This is a genomic window from Denitromonas iodatirespirans (assembly GCF_018524365.1).
GTDB lineage: Bacteria > Pseudomonadota > Gammaproteobacteria > Burkholderiales > Rhodocyclaceae > Nitrogeniibacter > Nitrogeniibacter iodatirespirans.
The window spans coordinates 1-17,571 of sequence record NZ_JAEKFT010000052.1 but is presented as its reverse complement, the minus strand read 5'-3'; the positions used below and the strand labels follow the sequence as shown (position 1 = coordinate 17,571).

Below are 17,571 nucleotides of genomic sequence, written 5' to 3'. Positions count from 1 at the left end.
CGAGCATCTGGCCGGTCTGGTTGGCGTCGTCGTCGATCGCCTGCTTGCCGAGGATGACCAGCTGCGGGCCTTCTTTCTCGACCAGGGTCTTGAGCAGCTTGGCCACGGCCAGCGGCTGCAGTTCTTCGTCGGTCTGCACCAGGATGCCGCGGTCGGCACCGATGGCCATCGCCGTGCGCAGCGTCTCCTGGCACTGGGCCACGCCGCAGGACACCGCCACCACTTCGGTGGCCACGCCCGCTTCCTTGAGCCGCACCGCCTCTTCCACCGCGATCTCGTCGAAGGGGTTCATGCTCATCTTGACGTTGGCGATGTCCACACCGCTGCCGTCGCTCTTGACCCGAACCTTCACGTTGTAATCAACGACCCGTTTCACGGGAACCAGAATCTTCATTCGATCACCTCAACTATGTTGTTCGTCCGGCAACACGCCGTCTGCCGTCTCGCTGCCGCGGCGGTAGCGGTTGACCGCCTCGCCATGGGCGATCGCGCGCCCCTCGGCGTCGACCACCTCGGTGGTGGCGAAAAAGATGCTGCGCCCGCCGGCGCGCGCCCGGCCGCGGGCGCGCAGCGTGCCGCCCGACACCTGGCCGGTGAAGTGGGTGGTGAGCGACAGCGTCACCGCCTTGCGCACCCGCCCCGGCACGCCGGAATAGAGGCCCGACAGCGCGCAGGCGACATCGATCAGCGTGGCCAGCACGCCGCCATGCACCGAGCCGGCGCGGTTCAGGTGCTGCGGGCCGAGCGCCAGCTCGACCTCGACGCTGTCCGGCGCCCAGTGCGTCACCCGGCAGCCGAGCAGGCGCCCGAAGCCCTCACCGATCGCCTCCGGGTACGGCTCGGCGCCGGCCGGCGTCTCAGCGCGCAAAGTAGAGCTCATGCAACGCCTCCAGGCTGACCTCGGCCGCCGGCTGCGAGAGCACCACCTTGCCGCTTTGCATCAGGTGGACGTGATCGGCCACGCCCACCGCCTTGTGCGTGTTCTGCTCGACCAGCACGATGGTGCGCCCCTCGGCCTTGAGCCGCGCGAGGATCTCGAACAGCTCGTTGACCACCACCGGCGCCAGGCCCAGCGAGGGCTCATCGATGATCAGCAGCTTGGGGTCGGACATCAGCCCGCGCGCCATGGCCAGCATCTGCGCCTCGCCGCCGGACAGGGTGCCGGCCAGCTGGGCGCGCCGCTCGGAGAGGCGCGGGAACATCGCGTAGGCCTTCTCGCAGTTGGCCTGCGAGGCCGCCCGGTGCGCCTTGGGGAAAGCGCCGAGCATCAGGTTTTCCTCGATGCTCATGTCCTTGAAGATCATGCGCCCCTCGGGGATCATCGCGACTCCGCGTTCGAGCATGCTCCAGGTCGAACTGCCGTCGAGCGGCTCGCCGTTGAGGCGGATGCTGCCCTGGCTGAGCGGCACCAGGCCCATGATGGCGCGCAGCAGCGTCGTCTTGCCGGCGCCGTTGGGGCCGATGATGGTCGTCAGCTGCCCGGTCGGCACCGAGAGGGAGACGTCCCACAGAATGTTGATCGCACCGTAACCGGCGCGGACGTTGGCAATCTCAAGCATCGCTCGCCCCCGTGTAGCTCTTCATCACTTCCGGATCGCGGAAGACCTTGTCGGGCGTGCCGTCGGCGATCAGCTCGCCGAAGTTGAGCACCGCCACGCGATGGCACAGATTGCTGATGGTCTCGATGTCGTGCTCGATGATCAGGATGCCGACGGCGAACTTCTCGTGCAGATCCTTGAGCATGCCCATGAAGCGCCGCTTGCCGTTGGTCTCCAGGCCCGCGAGCACCTCGTCGAGCAGCAGCAGCTTGGGGTTGGTCGCCAGCGCCTTGGCCACTTCGAGCGCCTTCAGCTCGGTGAGCGCCAGCTCGGTGGCGGCGTGGCGCTCGGCCTTGTCGGTGAGCGCGGTGAATTCGAGCACCTCGTCGATCTTGCGCGTATCGACCGCACCCGTGCCGAAACGCTGCGCGACGATCAGGTTCTCGCGCACCGTCAGCTCATGCATCGGCTGCGGGATCTGGAAGGTGCGGCCGATGCCCATGCGCGCACGCCGGTGCAGCGGGGTGCGCAGCATGTCCGCCGAGTCGAACAGGATGCGCCCGCTCGACGGCTTGACCAGCCCCGACACCGCGTTGAACAGCGTGGTCTTGCCGGCGCCGTTGGGCCCCACCAGGCCGACGACCTCGTGCGAGCCGACCGACAGGGAGACGGTATTGACCGCCGTCAGGCCGCCGAAGCGGACCGAGAGATCTTCAAGCCGCAGCATGTTTCCTCCGTGAGCCCTTGCGTAGCAGCGGCATCAGGCCGCCCGGACTGAAAATGATCATCGCCACCAGCAGCGCGCCGAGGACCAGTTGATGGCCCGAGGGGATGAGGTTCTTGAACACCAGCTGGTCGACCAGATAGACCGTCACCGCCCCGACCAGCGGGCCGAGAATGGTGCGGTAGCCGCCGAAGATGGCTGCCACGATGGGCAGCGTCACCCACAGGCCGCTGAACGCGTAGTCGGGCTCGAGAAAGTTGATGTAGTGCACATTGAAGGCGCCGATCACGCCGGTCATGAAGGCCGACACGAACAGCATCAGTGCCTTGAGCAGCGTGCTGTTGACCCCGACCACGCGGGTCGCGTCCTCGCTGTCGTGCATGGCGCGCAGCGCGATGCCGTAGTGGCTCGAACGAATCAGCCGGTAGGCGGCGATGAACACCAGCAGCAGGCTGAGGACGATCAGGTAGCTGCCGGTCTTGCTGCTCAGGTCGACGCCCATCAGCGTCGGAAAGCGCGGCACGCTGGCCAGGCCGGCCGAGCCGCCGGTGACCGAACTCCATTCGGTGGCGAGGATCTTGAAAATGTGGGCGTAGGCCAGGATCGCCAGCGCGAAGTACGGCCCCTTCAGGCGCAGCACCGGCAGCATCGCCAGCGAGGCCGCCACGGCCCCGGCGCCGCCGAGCAGCATCGCTGCCAGCACCGGCACGCCGGCCTTCATGGTGAGGATCGCCGACACATAGGCGCCGACCCCGAAGAAGGCCGAGTGGCCGAAGCTCACCATGCCGCCGAGGTTGCCCAGCAGCGCCCAGGCGAGCGCGATGCCGCCGATGATCATGGCCGCCACGATGAGGCTCATCACATAGCTGTTGCTGCCCAGCAGCAGCGGCACCAGCACGTAGGCCGCGAATATCACCGCCAGCCCGGTTTTCGACATTTTCATCCCCGCCTCCCGGCTGCACCGAACAGCCCGTTGGGCATCACGAACAAAACCAGCAGGAACAGGCCCATGCCGACCAGCTCCTGCAGGGCCGAACTGGCCAGCGTGACGGTGAGCGCCTCGGCGATGCCGAGCAGCAGCGCGCCGACCATCACCCCCGGAATCGAGCCGATGCCGGCCAGCACGGTGATGATGAAGGCCTTGACCGTCAGCGCATGGCCGAAGGCCGGCTGGATCACGCCGTAGCTGAAGATCGCCACGCCGGCGAAGGCGGCCAGGATGCCGGCCACGACGAAGGAGACGATCTCGGTGGTGCGCGGGTTGATGCCCATCAGCTTGGCCGCGTCGCGGTTGCTCGACACGGCGCGCACCGCACGGCCGTACCAGCTCTTCGACAGCCACCACCACAGCCCGCCCATCAGCGCCATGCTGACGACGAAGAACAGCACCTCGCTGCGCATGCTGTAGAAGGGCCCGAACACCAGCGCGTCCTGCATCCAGGCGGAGGACGTGGAGCGCACGTCGGCCGACCAGATCAACAGCACCGCATTGGTCAGGATGATGCCGACGCCATAGGTGAGGATCAGCGAATTGAGTTCGCGGTCCTTGCGGATCAGGCTGATCAGGAAATACACCAGCACGGCGCAGATGCATACCAGCACCAGCGCCACCGGAATGGCGAACATCGGGCTGAGGCCGAAGCGGGATTCGACCGTGTAGGCCATGTAGGCAGCCAGCAGCACGAGTTCACCGTGCGCCAGGTTGATCACCTTCATGGTCCCGAAAACCAGCGCCAGGCCGAGTGCGATCAGGGCGTAGGAACCGCCCTGCAGCACCCCGGAATAGAGCGCCTGCATGATGAGTTCGGACATGTGGGACGAGCTCCGATAAATGCATTGGGTGCAGACGGGCCGCGACCTCGCGGGCACCGACTGCACGATGAGACGAACGGATTTACCAGGGCACGCCGGGGAAGTTCATCTTGCCGGTAGCCGCATCGCTCGGCCACACGATGGCGATCTTGCCGTCCTGGTGCTGGCCCATGCGATGCACGAAGTTGAGGTTGTCGCCCTTGTCGCTGAACTGCACGCGGCCGATCAGCGTCTGGCGGTCGGTCCTGGCCAGTTCCTGGGCGATGCCGCCGCTCTTCAGGGTGCCGGCGTCCGCCGCCCGGGCGATGGCCTCGAAGAGGATCATCGACTGCACGAAGCCGAACTGGCCGAGGTAATCCGGTGCCTTGTTGTAGAGCTTCATGTAGGTGTCGGCGAAGCGCTTGCCCTCTTCGGTCTGGAACTCGGCCGGGAACGGCAGCAGCGCCGTGCCATACACCGAGGGCATCAGGTCGGGGAAATCGCTGGCCATCTTCGGCGTCGCCAGCGACCACACGCCGACCATCGCCTTGACCTTGGGCTTGAGCACCTTGGCGGCACGCAGGATGCCGACATAGTCATTCTCGTAGCCGACCATCACGATCACTTCCGGCTTGTCCTGCAGACGCACCTTGTTGATGATCGGCTTGAAGTCGGTGATGGCCGGGTCGAAGGCATGCAGCGTCACCGCCACGCCCTTGGCGGCCAGCTCCTTCTCCACGTCCTTGGCCAGGTCGGCGGTCGCCTCCTTGGTCGAATAGACCACCGAGGCCGACTTGATCTGCATGGTGTCGAGCAGGCCGACCATGGCCTTCTGGTAGCCGGCGGTGTTGTTGATGCGGAAGAAGGTCTTGTAGCCGCGCTCGGTCAGGTTCTCGGCCACGCCGCCGGAGGTGATGTAGGGCAGGCCCAGCTTGTTCGCCGCGTCGGAGGCCGGCCCGATGTTGTTCGAACCGTAGCCGCCGGTGATCGCCACCACGCCGTCGCCGGCGAGCTTCTCGACCGCCGCGATGGCCTTGGCCGGTGCGGACTCGTCGTCGGCGGTGACGATCTTGATGGTGTGCTTGCCGTTGGTCTTGTTGAACACGTCGACCGCCACCGAGATGCCTTCGTGCATGCCGGCACCGACGCGCGCCAGCGAACCGGTCAGCGGGATCTCCGCCCCCACCAGGATTTCGTCGGCGAACGCGCCACCCACATGTAGCGACAGTGCTGCCGCCACCAGGCCGATCTTGCTGCTGATTCTGTTCATTGTCTCAATCCTCCAGTCTTATTCACGGGTTCCGCACCGGAACCTCTTTCAGCAACGCGTCGGGCCTTCGCCCGGCGCCGTCATTGCCTTACTTGCCGCCCTTCGCCTGCGACGACGGGGGCATGTCCTGCGCCTGCTGCTTGAGCAGGCCCTTCAACACCTTGCCGGTGGCCGCCGCCGGCATGGCCTGCATCACCACGATCTGCGACGGGCACTTGTACGGCGACAGCCGCTCGGCCAGGTAACGCTGCAGCTCGTCGAGATCGAGCGTGCGCGACGGATCGGGCTCGACGAAGGCCACCACCTCCTCGTTGCCGTCGGCCACCGTGCGCCCCACCACCGCCGACTGCGACACCGCCGGATGCGAGTTCAACGCGGCCTCGACCTCGACCGGATAGACGTTGAAGCCCGAGCGGATGATCAATTCCTTGGTGCGCCCGACGATGAAGAGCGCCCCGTCGGGGTCGCGCCGCGCCACGTCGCCGGTGTTGAGCCAGCCGCCCGGCCGCATGGTGTCGGCGGTCAGCGCCGGTTCGCGGTAGTAGCCCTTCATCACGTTCGGCCCGCGCACCCACAGCTCGCCGGGCAGCCCCTCGGGCACATCGGCGCCCTCGCCATCGACGATGCGCAGTTCGATGCCGGGGATCGCCGGCCCCACCGAGGTATCGCGGCGCGGCGATTCGACCCGGGTCTGGCTGATCGTCGGCGAGCTCTCGGTCATGCCGTAACCGTTGTGCAGCGTCTGGCCGAACACCTGCTCGACCTCGGCCTTCAGCGTCGGGTCGAGCGGCGAGCCGCCGGCATACAGGAAGCGCAGGCGCGTGCGTGCCGGCGACCAGGCACCCCGCGCCGCTTCGAGCAGCCGCGCATACATCGCCGGCACGCCCTGCAGCACGGTAACGCCTTCGCGGTCGAGCGCGTCGATCAGCGCCTGCGGGGCGTAGCGCGGCACCACATGCAGGGCTGCGCCGGCATACAGCGTGCCGAGCATCACCGAGGCCAGGCCATACACATGCGAGATCGGCAGCACGCCATACACCCGATCCGCCGGGCTCAGCTGGCGCAGCCGGCTCGACACCGCGGCGATGAACAGCAGGTTGCGATGCGTCAGCATCACCCCCTTGGGATGGCCGGTGGTGCCGGTGGTGTACACCAGCGCCGCCACCTGCTCGGCGCCGGAGGCCGATACCGGCTCGGGCTCGCAGGCAGTGTTCAGCGCGCCCAGCGCCAGCTCGCCGAGCAGCGGCTGGGCCGTGCGCTCGGCGCCATGCCGGTCGGCATGCGCCGCCGCGTCGGGCGACACCGCCACCGTGTAGATCGCCCGCCGCGCGCCGCAGTGTTCGCGGATGGCGTCGACCTCGCCCGGCGACAGCCGCGCATTGACGTTCACCGACCAAGCATCGAGCCGCGCCGCGGCAAAGATCAGTGCGATCTGCGCCGCGCAGTTCTCGCCGACGATCATCACCCGGTCGCCGGGACGCACCGCGAGGCCTTGCAGCAGCGCCACGCCGTCGTCGACCGCCCGCGCCAGCTCGCGCCAGGACCACACCACGCCGCCCTGCGAGACCGCCGGCGCCTCGGGCGCCTGGGCGGCCCAGCGCGCGGGAATATCGCTCAGGCGCTGCGGCAGCGAGGCCAGCAGCGCGTTCGTCGTCGCATCCATCAGGCCGCCGCCGCCTTGATCATGTTGCGCGCGATCACCAGTTGCTGGATCTGCGTGGTGCCTTCGTAGATGCGGAACAGGCGCACATCGCGGAAGAAGCGCTCGGCGGCGTATTCAGCGATGTAGCCGGCGCCGCCGTGGATCTGCACGCTGCGGTCGGCCACGCGGCCGCACATTTCGGAGGCGAACAGCTTGCAGCACGAGGCCTCGGTGGAGATGTCGTCGCCGGCATCGCGACGGCGCGCGGCGTCGAGCACCATCGAGCGGGCGGCGTAGATCTCGGCCTTGCTGTCGGCGAGCATCGCCTGGATCAGCTGGAACTCGGCGATCGGCTTGCCGAACTGCTGCCGCTCCATGGCGTAGGCCAGGGCGTCGTCGAGCATGCGCTCGGCCGCGCCGACACACACCGCGGCGATGTGCAGCCGGCCCTTGTCGAGCACCTTCATGGCGGTCTTGAAACCCACGCCTTCCTTGCCGCCGATGATGTTCGCCGCCGGCACGCGGCAGTTGTCGAAGATCACGTCGCAGGTGTGGGCGCCCTTCTGCCCCATCTTCTTGTCGATCTTGCCCAGCGACAGACCCGGCGTGCCGGCCTCGACGATGAAGGCGGAGATCGCCCCGGCGCCTTTCTTCTGCGGGTCGGTGCGCGCCATGACGGTGAAGATGCTGGCCTCGGGCGCATTGGTGATGAAGCGCTTGGTGCCGTTGAGCACATAGTGGTCGCCGTCGCGCACGGCGGAGGTGCGCAGCGAGGCGGCGTCGGAGCCCGAGCCCGGCTCGGTCAGCGCGAAGGAGCCGATGATCTCGCCGGCGGCCAGGCGCGGCAGGTAGTGCTGCTTCTGTGCCTCCGTGCCGTCGATGACGATGCCCTGCGAGCCGATGCCGTTGTTGGTGCCGATCAGCGAACGGAAGGCGGGCGAGGTGCGGGCGATCTCGAAGGCCACGCGCACTTCTTCTTCCATGGTCAGGGCGAGGCCGCCGTACTGCTCCGGGATCGACAACCCGAACAGGCCCAGTTCGCGCATCTCGGCAACGATATCCGCGGGGATCTCGTCGGTTTCGGCCACCAGCGGCTCGTTCGGCACCAGGCGCTCGCGCACGAAGCGGGAGACGCTGTCCAGCAGCAGGTTCAGGGTTTCGGGATCTCGGATCATGGTTTCCTCAACGGGGTAGGTGTGTTTAGAGCCGGGGCGTTTTTCGGGCGTGCCCGAGCGGCGCCCCAAAGGCGGCCTGATCCAGGCGCAAAGCACAGCCATAGCGCGGGCTATGGCGAGCATTTGCAACGACGGGCAGGTCGTTTTTGGGGTGACGAGCGCACATGAACGAAAGACGCTCCGGCTCTCAGACCCGGCCCATGTCCGTCTCCACCTTGCGCACAAGCTGGACCAGACGGGGGCCGAGATCGCTCTCGAGTTTTTCGCGCGACAGCACGTAGCTGGGGCCGCCGCAATTGAAGGCCATGGCTTTCTCGCGCTCGATGCCGAGCAGCGGGACGCCGACCGAATGGATGTCGCTGTGCCACTCGCCCAGCGCCATGCAGAAACCGCGCTCGGCGTAGTCGCGCTGGGCCTGTTCGATGCCCAGCTTGATGTGCGGCCAGTTCTCCTCGTCGGCGAGGCGGATGTGGTCCATCAGGAAATCGAATTCGTGCGCCGGCAGCGCGCACATCAGCGCCTTGCCCATCGACGTGGTGGCGATCGGGATGCGCGAGCCCACCGTCAGCTGCAGGGTGACGCGCGCGCTGCTGCGGCAGGTTTCCACGTACACCATGCTCAGCCGGTCGCGCACGCCGATCGACACCGAGGCGCGCGAGTATTCCGCCAGCTCCTGCATCGCCGGACGGGCGATGTCGCGCACATCCAGATTCGCCAGCATCGAGTAGCCCAGCGCCAGCACGCCGGAGGCCAGGCGGTACTGGCCCTGGCTGTCCGAGTAGGCCAGGTAGCCCAGCTTGGTCAGCGTGTGGGTCAGCCGCGACACCGTCGGCTTGGGGATGCCGGTGCGGCCGGCCAGCTCGGCGTTGGTCAGGTAGGTCTCGCCCGGACGGAAGCAGCGCAGGATCTCCAGCCCCCGCGCCAGCGCATTGACGAACTGACGGTCCTTGCTTTCCTCGTCATCGCCAAACATCTGGATTTCCTTGTCCATTGCCATGTCCTCTTACCTCCACTTCATCGGTTCGGATTGATTGCCGCCGGTGAAGGCGACGCCATCGTTGCACACGAAAAACAAATGCGTCAACGTTTTTTTGAAACACTGATTCGCTGTGCGGAACATCCAGGGTTTTTCCCGCACGCCGCCCGCCATTTTCCCCGATTCGCATCGGGCCTGCATATATTGACTGCCTTTTGGCTACCGCCTGCGGGTGTTTGCGAAACGGTTTACATCCCGGGGTTTAAGCGATAAGGTCTGCGCAGGAATATTTTTTGCGAACTGTTGTTTCGCTATGCGAACCACAAAACAGGAATCCAGATGAGCGACGAACTCCTGACCGACCGCCCCCGCCCGGGCGTGGCCCGCCTGCGGCTCAACCGCCCCGAAGCCCGCAACGCGCTGAGCCCGTCGCTGCGCCAGACGCTGGCCGAGCAGTTCACCGCGCTGGGCAACGATGCCGAGGTGCGCAGCATCGTGCTCACCGGCTCCGAGCGCATCTTCGCCGCCGGCGCCGACCTGCGCGATCTGGCCGAGCGCAGCGCCGTGGACATGATGCTGCGCAACACCCACCGGCTGTGGCAGGCCATCGCCGACTGTCCGGTGCCGGTGATCGCCGCGGTCAACGGCCTGGCGCTGGGCGGCGGCTGCGAGCTGGCCATGCACGCCGACATCATCGTCGCCGGCGAAGGCGCTGCCTTCGGCCAGCCCGAGGTGCGCGTCGGCGTGATGCCCGGTGCCGGCGGCACCCAGCGCCTGACCCGCGCGGTCGGCAAGTTCCAGGCCATGAAGATGGTGCTCACCGGCCAGCCGGTGAGTGCGCGCGAGGCGCTGGCCATGGGCCTGGCCAGCGAGGTGGTGGCCGACGACCAGGTGCAGGAGCGCGCCCTGGCCCTGGCCGCCGAGATCGCCGCCCTGCCGCCGCTGGCCGTGCGCCAGATCAAGGAAGTGGTGCTGGCCGGCCAGGACGCCTCGCTCGACAGCGCGCTGGCGCTCGAACGCAAGGCCTTCCAGCTGCTGTTCGCCAGCGACGACCAGAAGGAAGGCATGCGCGCCTTCCTCGACAAACGCCCCGCCACCTACCACGGACGCTGACCCATGCTCGATACCACCCGCAACGATCTCGTCCTGGGCATCGTCGGCACCGGCCTGATGGGCCGCGGCATTGCCCAGATCGCCGCCCAGGGCGGCATCCGCGTGCTGCTGCACGACGCCCGCACCGAGGCCGCCGCCGAGGCGCGCGAGGCCATCGGCCAGACGCTCACCAAACTGGCCGACAAGGGCAAGCTCACCGCCGAGGCCGCCGCCGCAGCCAGCGCGCGGCTGGCCGTTGCCGACACGCTCGACGCGCTGGCCGGCTGCGACCTCGTCGTCGAGGCCATCGTCGAGCTGCTCGACGCCAAGCGCGCGCTGTTCGCCCAGCTCGAAGCCATCGTCGGCGCGCACTGCCTGCTGGCCACCAACACCTCCTCGCTGTCAGTCACCGCCATCGCCGCCGGCTGCCGGCTGCCCGGCCGCGTCGGCGGCTTCCACTTCTTCAGCCCAGTGCCGCTGATGAAGCTGGTCGAGGTCATCGACGGCGCACTCACCGAGGCCTGGGTCGGCGAGGCGCTGACCGCGCTGGCCCGGCGCATGGGCCACACCCCGGTGCGCGCCCAGGACACCCCGGGCTTCATCGTCAACCATGCCGGGCGCGCCTTCGGCACCGAGGCGCTGCGCATCCTCGGCGAAGGCATTGCCGGCGTGGCCGACATCGACCGCATCCTGCGCGAGGCCGCCGGCTTCCGCATGGGGCCGTTCGAACTGCTCGACCTCACCGGGCTGGACGTGTCGCATCCGGTGATGGAGTCGATCTACGACCAGTACTACCAGGAGCCGCGTTACCGCCCCTCGCCGATCACCCGCCAGCGCCTCGCCGCCGGCCTGCTCGGCCGCAAGAGCGGGCGCGGTTTCTACACCTATGTTGACGGCAAGGCCGAGCAGCCGCCGGAAGACACCGCCCCGCCCAAGGGCGACACGCCGGTGTGGCTGAGCCGGCGCAACGCCCCGGCGGCCGAGCGTGTCGCCGCGCTGCTGGCAACGCTCGGCGCCCGGCTGGAGGAGACCGGCGAGCGCCCCAGCACCGAGGCCCTGTGCCTGGTGCTGCCGCTGGGCGAAGACGCCACCACCGCCGCGCTGGCCGAAGGCCTCGACCCGGCGCGCACGCTGGCGCTCGACCCGCTCACGCTGGCGCGCCGCCGCACGCTGATGCGCACGCCGCTGACCACCCGCGCCATGGCGGAGGCCGCGCGCGGCCTGCTCGCCGCCGACGGCACGCCGGTCACGCTGATCAACGACAGCGCCGGTTTCGTCGCCCAGCGCGTGCTGGCCACCATCGTCAACATCGGTTGCGACATCGCCCAGCAACGCGTCGCCACGCCCGAGGACATCGACCGCGCGGTCACGCTCGGCCTCGGCTATCCGCAAGGCCCGCTGGCGCTCGGCGACACGCTCGGCGCCGCCAACGTGCTCGCCATCCTCGATGCCATGCACGCCTTCTACCGCGACCCGCGCTACCGCCCCAGCCCCTGGCTGGTGCGCCGCGCCCGCCTCGGCGTGTCGCTGCTGACCCCCGAAAACTGATTACCTCCATTCAAGGAATCCCCATGCTCGACGCCTACATCTACGACGGTCTGCGCTCCCCCTTCGGCCGCCATGCCGGCCTGCTCGCCCCGGTGCGCCCCGACGACCTCGTCGCCACCGTGATGGCCGAACTGGTCGGCCGCTCGCCTTTCCGCCCCGAGCAGATCGAGGACGTGATCCTCGGCTGCACCTCGCAGGCCGGCGAAGACAGCCGCAACGTGGCGCGCAACGCCCTGCTCGCCGCCGGCCTGCCGGCCAGCGTGCCGGGGCAGACGGTCAACCGCCTGTGCGCCAGCGGCCTGGCCGCGGTGCTCGACAGCGCCCGCGCGATCCGCTGCGGCGAGGGCGAGCTGTATCTGGCCGGCGGCGTCGAGAGCATGAGCCGCGCACCCTTCGTGGTCGCCAAGGCCGAGTCGGCCTACAGCCGCGACTTCACGGTGTACGACACCACCATCGGCGCGCGCTTCCCGAATCCCAAAGTGGTGGCGCAATACGGCGGCCACTCGATGCCCGAGACCGGCGACAACGTGGCCGCCGAATTCGGCATCAGCCGCGAACAGGCCGACCGCTTCGCCGCCGCCTCGCAGGCCAAGTACGCTGCCGCCAAGGCCGACGGCTTCTTCGCCGGCGAGATCCTGCTGATCAGCGTGCCGACCGGGCGCAAGACCCCGCCGCAGTTGGTCGCGGAAGACGAACACCCCCGCCCCGCCAGCACCGAGGACGCGCTGGCCCGGCTCAAGCCGCTGTTCGACGGCGGCGTGGTCACCGCCGGCAACGCCTCCGGCCTCAACGACGGCGCGGCCGCGCTGCTGATCGGCAATGCCGCCGTCGGCGAGCGCGCCGGCGCCAAGCCGATGGCGCGCATCCTCGCTGGCGCCGCGGCCGGCGTCGAGCCGCGCATCATGGGCGTGGGCCCGGCCTACGCAATCCCCAAGGCGCTCGAACGCGCCGGCCTGACGCTGGCCGACATGGACATCATCGAGATCAACGAGGCCTTCGCCTCGCAGGTGCTCGGCTGCCTCAAGCTGATGGACATCGCCTTCGATGATGCACGGGTCAATCCCAACGGCGGTGCCATCGCCGTGGGCCATCCGCTCGGCGCCTCGGGCGCGCGCCTGGCGCTCAGCGTGGCGCGCGAGCTGGAACGCCGCGGCGGTCGCTATGCGGCGATCAGCCTGTGCATCGGCGTCGGCCAGGGGCTGGCGATCATCATCGAGCGCGTGTAAGCAGGAGCCCCCGATGGCCGACGGCGCCCTCTCCCACCTGCGCGTGCTCGACCTGACCCGCGTGCTCGCCGGCCCCTGGGCCGGGCAGACGCTGGCCGACCTCGGCGCGGAGGTGATCAAGATCGAACGCCCCGGCAGCGGCGACGACACGCGCGGCTGGGGCCCGCCCTACCTCAAGGACGGCGACGGCCACGACACCCGCGAGGCGGCCTACTACCTGGCGGCCAACCGCGGCAAGCAGTCGGTAGCCATCGACATCACCACCGAGGACGGCCAGGCGCTGGTGCGCGAGCTGGCCGCCGGCAGCGACATCCTGATCGAGAACTACAAGGTCGGCGCGCTCAAGCGCTACGGCCTGGGCTACGAGGCGCTGCGGGTGAACAACCCGCGCCTCATCTACTGCTCGATCACCGGTTTCGGCCAGGACGGGCCGCTCGCCCCGCTGCCCGGCTACGACTTCATCATCCAGGCCATGGGCGGGCTGATGAGCATCACCGGCGAGCGCGACGACCTGCCCGGCGGCGGGCCGCAGAAGCTCGGCATCGCCTTCGCCGACCTGATGACCGGCATGTACGCCACGGTGGCCATCCTCGCCGCGCTGGCCCACCGCGAGCGCAGCGGCAGCGGCCAGTACATCGACATGGCGCTGCTCGACGTGCAGGTGGCGAGCATGGCCAACATGAACATGAACTACCTGACTTCCGGCCGGGTGCCGACGCGCCATGGCAACGCGCACGCCAACATCGTGCCCTACCAGGTGTTCCCCGCGGCGGACGCGCCCTTCGTCATCGCCGCCGGCAACGACGGCCAGTTCGCCCGGCTGTGCGCCGTCGTCGAGCGCCCCGAGCTGGCCGCCGATCCGCGCTTTGCCTCCAACACCGGTCGCGTGCGCAACCGCGACACCCTAGTGCCGCTGCTCGAAGCGCTGTTCCGCCAGCGCCCGGCGCAGCACTGGATCGACGCGCTCGGCGCCGCCGGCGTGCCCGGCGGCCCGATCAACGACATCGCCCAGGCGCTCGACCATCCGCAGGTGCGCCACCGCGGCCTGCGCATCGACCTGCCGCATCCGCAGGCCGGCCGCGTGCCGCTGGTGGCCAGCCCTATCAAGTTCTCGGCCACGCCGGTGCAGTACCGCCGGCCGCCGCCGCTGCTCGGCGAACACACGCGCGAGATCCTGGCGGGCTGCCTCAAACGCAGCGAATCCGACATCGCGGCACTCCACCAAAAAGGCATCATCGGATGACATCCCAGGATATCGACGCCCCGGGCGAGGCCCGCCTGCTGATCGAGCGCCATGGCGACGTGCTGCAGCTGACGCTCAGCAACCCGCCGCTGCGCAACGCGCTACACCCCAGTCTCTACGCCACCGGCCTCGAGGCGCTGGAGCAGGCGGCCAGCGATGCCACGCTCGGCGCCATCGTGCTGACTGGCGCCGGCGCGCACTTTTGCGCCGGCGGCAACGTCAACCGCCTGGCCGCCAACCGCCACCGCCCGCAGGACATCCAGCGCGACGGCATCGACCGCTTCCACCGCTGGGTGCAGGCCCTGCGCCGCTGCCGGCTGCCGATCATTGCCGCGGTCGAAGGCAGCGCTGCCGGCGCCGGTTTTTCGCTGGCGCTGGCCTGCGACCTGATCGTCGCCGCCGAGGGCGCCCGCTTCAGCATGGCCTATGTACGCATCGGCCTGAGCCCCGACGGCGGCGGCTCGGCCTTTCTCGGCCGCCTGCTGCCGCGCCAGCTGGCCGCCGAGCTGCTGCTCACCGGCGCGCCCATCGACACTCATCGCCTGCAGGCGCTCGGCGTGGTGAATCGGGTGGTGGCCGACGGCACGGCGCTGGCCGAGGCACTGGCGCTCGGCCACACGCTGGCGCGCGGCCCGCGTCGCGCCCAGGCGGATATCAAGGCCCTGCTCGACAGCGCCCCCACCACCGCGCTCGACGACCAGCTGGCGCTCGAACGCGAGCACTTCATCGAGAATCTTTTCGGCGCCGATGCCGGCGAAGGCGTCGAGGCCTTCCGCCAGCGCCGCGCCCCCCAATTCAACCGGAGCCCCGCGTGAGCGCCCTCTTCCACACCCGCATCACCGAGCTGTTCGGCATCCACCTGCCGGTCGTCGCCAGCGGCCTGCAGTGGCTGTCGACCGCCGAGTATGTGGCCGCCGCCGCGCATGCCGGGCTGATCGGCTTCATCACCGCCGCCAGCTTTGCCGAGCTGGACGACCTGCGCGCCGAGATCCGCCGCTGCGCCGAGCTGGCCGAGGGCAAGCCCTGGGGCGTCAACATCTCGATGCTGCCCAAGCTGGCCAAGGGCGACCGGGTCGACGCGGTGGTCGACCTGGTGTGTGCCGAAGGGGTGCACTTCGTCGAAACCGCCGGGCGCAATCCCGAGCCCTACCTGCCGCGCCTGCATGCGGCGGGCATCAAGGTGCTGCACAAGGTGCCCACCGTGCGCCATGCGCGCTCGGCGCAGGCGGCCGGCGTGGACGCCATCACCGTGGTCGGCGCCGAATGCGGCGGCCACCCCGGCACCGAGCTGATCGGCACCATGGTGCAGGCGGCCATCGCCGCGCGCGACATCACCGTACCGCTGATCGCCGCCGGCGGCATCGCCACCGGCGCCCAGCTGGTGGCCGCGCTGGCACTGGGCGCCGACGGCGCGGCGATCGGCACGCGCTTCCTGGTGGCCGAGGAAATCTGGGCCCATGCCGACTACAAGGCACGCCTGGTCGCGGCGCAGGAAACCGATACCACGCTGGTCATGGCCTCGCTGCGCAACACCCTGCGCGCGCTGCGCAACCAGACCACCGACACCGTGCAGCAGATCGAGCGCGATGTCGGCGGCGACCTCGACGCGCTGATGCCGCACATCGCCGGCCGCATCGGCCGCCGCGCCTACGAGACCGGCAACGCCGACCTCGGCGTGCTGTCGGTGGGCCAGTCGGTGGCCTTTGCCGACCGCATCGAGCCGCTGGCCGACATCGTCAATCGCCTCGAAGCGGAGGCGCGCGCCGCCGTTGCGCGGCTGCAGCGGCTCACCGCTATCTAAACTCCTCAATCAAACAACCCCGCCTGCGCGCCACGTGCCGTCTCGGCGTCTTCCTCGACAAAGCGCACGCCCACGCCGAGCAGGCGCACCGGCCGGTCGCGGCGGGCGTGGGCGGTAGCGAGCAGCGCCGGCCAGTCGACCGCCGCGGGCGAGGTGGCCAGGCATTCGGCCGTGGTGCGGGTGAAATCGTTGAAGCGGATCTTGACGAAGGCCTTGTGCACCGGCGGCGCCGGGGACAGGCGGCCAAAGCGGCGGTGGAAGTCGTCGAGCAGCGCCTCGACCGCCGTCACGCAGGCGGCCAGGTCGGGCAGATCGGTGACATAGGTGGTCTCCACCGACAGCGACTTGCGCGGGCGGTCGGGCGACACGGCGCGCTCGTCGATGCCGCGGCACAGCCGGTGCAGGCTGCGCCCGAAGGAGCCGAATTTGGCGATCAGGTCGGCCAACGACCATTCGCGCAGCTGCCCGCAGGTGTTCACGCCGAGGCGCTCCATCCGCGCCGCCGTCACCTGCCCGACGCCGAACAACTTCTTGACCGGCAGGTCGACCACGAAGGCGTCCACCTCTTCGGGGCGGATCACGAACTGGCCGTTGGGCTTGCGCCAGTCGCTGGCGATCTTGGCGAGAAACTTGTTGGGCGCGATGCCGGCCGAGGCGGTGATGCCGACCTCGGCGAAGATGCGCGCGCGGATCTCCTCGGCCATCAGCGTGGCGCTGCCGCGGCAGCGGTCCACGCCAGTCACGTCCAGGTAGGCCTCGTCGAGCGACAGCGGCTCGACCTTGTCGGTGTAATCGCGGTAGATGGCCAGGATCTGGCGCGAGGCGGCGCGGTAGCGTTCGAAATCCGGCGGCAGCACCACCAGCTCGGGGCACAGCCGCAGCGCCCGCCCGGTGGGCATCGCCGAGCGCACGCCGAAGGCGCGCGCCTCGTAGTTGCAGGTGGCGACCACGCCGCGCGTCTCGGCCCGTCCGCCCACGGCGACCGGCCGGCCCACCAGGGTCGGGTCGTCGCGCGTCTCGATCGCGGCGTAGAAGCAGTCGCAATCGCAGTGGATGATCTTGCGGGTCATGGGGGCGTTAGTGTGCCGCGAAACGCCGCTGGCTGCTGCACGACGCCACCCGTTCCGGAGCCGTCAGGGCGTAGCCCGGATGCAGGCCGAAGGCCGGAATCCGGGATGGTGGCCGATCAACCACTGCCCCCGGATTCCGCTGCGCTGCATCCGGGCTGCGCGTGCCTCCACGCCCACGCCGCCCGCCTCGAAGCCGAATCCGCCCGCTGCTTCGCCGAACTCGCCAACCACATGCGCAGCTGCGGCAACGACGAAGTCGCCGACGTGTTCGCCAAATTCGCCGACTTCTCCCGCCTGCACCTCCCCCTGAGTCAGAATAGTTGTCGCCTCGATAGAATCCAAAACCCAGGGGCGATGAGAAGAGAACGAAGTGGCTCGATACGGACAAAAATTCAAGGACAAAGCGCTCGCTCGACTGTTGCCGCCGGAGGGCGCCTCAGTGGAAGCGGTTTCCCAGGAACTGAGCATTTCGGTG

General features: G+C 69.1%; 18 protein-coding genes. 6 read left to right on the top strand and 12 right to left on the bottom strand.

Annotated elements, in window-relative coordinates; genetic code table 11:
• The 10 genes from I8J34_RS23235 to I8J34_RS23190 form a co-directional block, all read right to left on the bottom strand.
• Window positions 1–394 (bottom strand): electron transfer flavoprotein subunit beta/FixA family protein (locus I8J34_RS23235; RefSeq protein WP_214364021.1); only part of this gene is annotated, 394 nt, incomplete at its 3' end.
• Between the two features lie 9 nt (window positions 395–403).
• Window positions 404–880: a PaaI family thioesterase gene (locus tag I8J34_RS23230; RefSeq protein WP_214364020.1), complete on the bottom strand. Its 477-nt coding sequence runs from the start codon at window positions 878–880 to the stop codon at window positions 404–406.
• On the bottom strand, window positions 858–1,559 hold the full coding sequence (locus I8J34_RS23225) for an ABC transporter ATP-binding protein (protein ID WP_214364019.1): 702 nt from the start codon (window positions 1,557–1,559) through the stop codon (window positions 858–860). The genes I8J34_RS23230 and I8J34_RS23225 overlap by 23 nt, the downstream gene beginning before the upstream one ends.
• Window positions 1,552–2,265: an ABC transporter ATP-binding protein gene (locus I8J34_RS23220; protein WP_214364018.1), complete on the bottom strand. Its 714-nt coding sequence runs from the start codon at window positions 2,263–2,265 to the stop codon at window positions 1,552–1,554. Before I8J34_RS23220 ends, I8J34_RS23225 begins: the two co-directional genes overlap by 8 nt.
• The gene (locus I8J34_RS23215) at window positions 2,252–3,205 is read right to left on the bottom strand and encodes a branched-chain amino acid ABC transporter permease (RefSeq protein WP_214364017.1); all 954 of its coding nucleotides are present in this window, start codon (window positions 3,203–3,205) and stop codon (window positions 2,252–2,254) included. The genes I8J34_RS23220 and I8J34_RS23215 overlap by 14 nt, the downstream gene beginning before the upstream one ends.
• Entirely contained in the window at window positions 3,202–4,074 is an 873-nt protein-coding gene (locus I8J34_RS23210; protein ID WP_214364016.1) for a branched-chain amino acid ABC transporter permease, read from the bottom strand. The genes I8J34_RS23215 and I8J34_RS23210 overlap by 4 nt, the downstream gene beginning before the upstream one ends.
• Before the next feature lie 82 nt (window positions 4,075–4,156).
• The gene (locus tag I8J34_RS23205; protein ID WP_214364015.1) at window positions 4,157–5,323 is read right to left on the bottom strand and encodes an ABC transporter substrate-binding protein; all 1,167 of its coding nucleotides are present in this window, start codon (window positions 5,321–5,323) and stop codon (window positions 4,157–4,159) included.
• Window positions 5,324–5,411: 88 nt separating this feature from the next.
• A complete protein-coding gene (locus I8J34_RS23200) occupies window positions 5,412–6,986 on the bottom strand; it encodes a class I adenylate-forming enzyme family protein (RefSeq protein WP_214364014.1) in 1,575 nt (524 codons plus the stop codon).
• Window positions 6,986–8,140 (bottom strand): acyl-CoA dehydrogenase family protein, encoded by a 1,155-nt coding sequence (locus I8J34_RS23195; RefSeq protein ID WP_214364013.1) that lies wholly within the window; start codon window positions 8,138–8,140, stop codon window positions 6,986–6,988. Before I8J34_RS23195 ends, I8J34_RS23200 begins: the two co-directional genes overlap by 1 nt.
• 187 nt (window positions 8,141–8,327) lie before the next feature.
• Window positions 8,328–9,131, bottom strand: coding sequence for an IclR family transcriptional regulator (locus I8J34_RS23190; protein WP_214364012.1), 804 nt, complete (start codon window positions 9,129–9,131; stop codon window positions 8,328–8,330).
• A 324-nt stretch (window positions 9,132–9,455) separates the two neighbouring features.
• Here I8J34_RS23190 and I8J34_RS23185 point away from each other — a divergent pair, with 324 nt between their 5' ends.
• The 6 genes from I8J34_RS23185 to I8J34_RS23160 are packed head-to-tail and all read left to right on the top strand — an operon-like array spanning window position 9,456 to window position 16,026.
• Window positions 9,456–10,229: an enoyl-CoA hydratase gene (locus I8J34_RS23185; RefSeq protein ID WP_214364011.1), complete on the top strand. Its 774-nt coding sequence runs from the start codon at window positions 9,456–9,458 to the stop codon at window positions 10,227–10,229.
• 3 nt (window positions 10,230–10,232) lie between these two features.
• On the top strand, window positions 10,233–11,756 hold the full coding sequence (locus tag I8J34_RS23180) for a 3-hydroxyacyl-CoA dehydrogenase (RefSeq protein ID WP_214364010.1): 1,524 nt from the start codon (window positions 10,233–10,235) through the stop codon (window positions 11,754–11,756).
• 23 nt (window positions 11,757–11,779) lie between these two features.
• The gene (locus I8J34_RS23175; RefSeq protein WP_214364009.1) at window positions 11,780–12,982 is read left to right on the top strand and encodes a 3-oxoadipyl-CoA thiolase; all 1,203 of its coding nucleotides are present in this window, start codon (window positions 11,780–11,782) and stop codon (window positions 12,980–12,982) included.
• A 13-nt stretch (window positions 12,983–12,995) separates the two neighbouring features.
• The gene (locus I8J34_RS23170; RefSeq protein ID WP_214364008.1) at window positions 12,996–14,225 is read left to right on the top strand and encodes a CaiB/BaiF CoA transferase family protein; all 1,230 of its coding nucleotides are present in this window, start codon (window positions 12,996–12,998) and stop codon (window positions 14,223–14,225) included.
• Window positions 14,222–15,040: an oxepin-CoA hydrolase, alternative type gene (locus I8J34_RS23165; protein ID WP_214364007.1), complete on the top strand. Its 819-nt coding sequence runs from the start codon at window positions 14,222–14,224 to the stop codon at window positions 15,038–15,040. Before I8J34_RS23170 ends, I8J34_RS23165 begins: the two co-directional genes overlap by 4 nt.
• Window positions 15,037–16,026 carry an NAD(P)H-dependent flavin oxidoreductase gene (locus tag I8J34_RS23160; RefSeq protein WP_230411974.1) on the top strand — a complete coding sequence of 330 codons (990 nt, stop codon included), beginning with the start codon at window positions 15,037–15,039 and terminating at the stop codon, window positions 16,024–16,026. The genes I8J34_RS23165 and I8J34_RS23160 overlap by 4 nt, the downstream gene beginning before the upstream one ends.
• Window positions 16,027–16,031: 5 nt before the next feature.
• Here the strand turns inward: I8J34_RS23160 and dinB are convergent, their stop codons facing one another.
• Complete coding sequence (dinB, locus tag I8J34_RS23155; protein ID WP_214364006.1) at window positions 16,032–17,096, bottom strand: DNA polymerase IV; 1,065 nt, start codon at window positions 17,094–17,096, stop codon at window positions 16,032–16,034.
• A gap of 63 nt (window positions 17,097–17,159) precedes the next feature.
• On the bottom strand, window positions 17,160–17,571 hold a 412-nt coding region (locus I8J34_RS23150), incomplete at its 5' end, for a hypothetical protein (protein ID WP_214364023.1).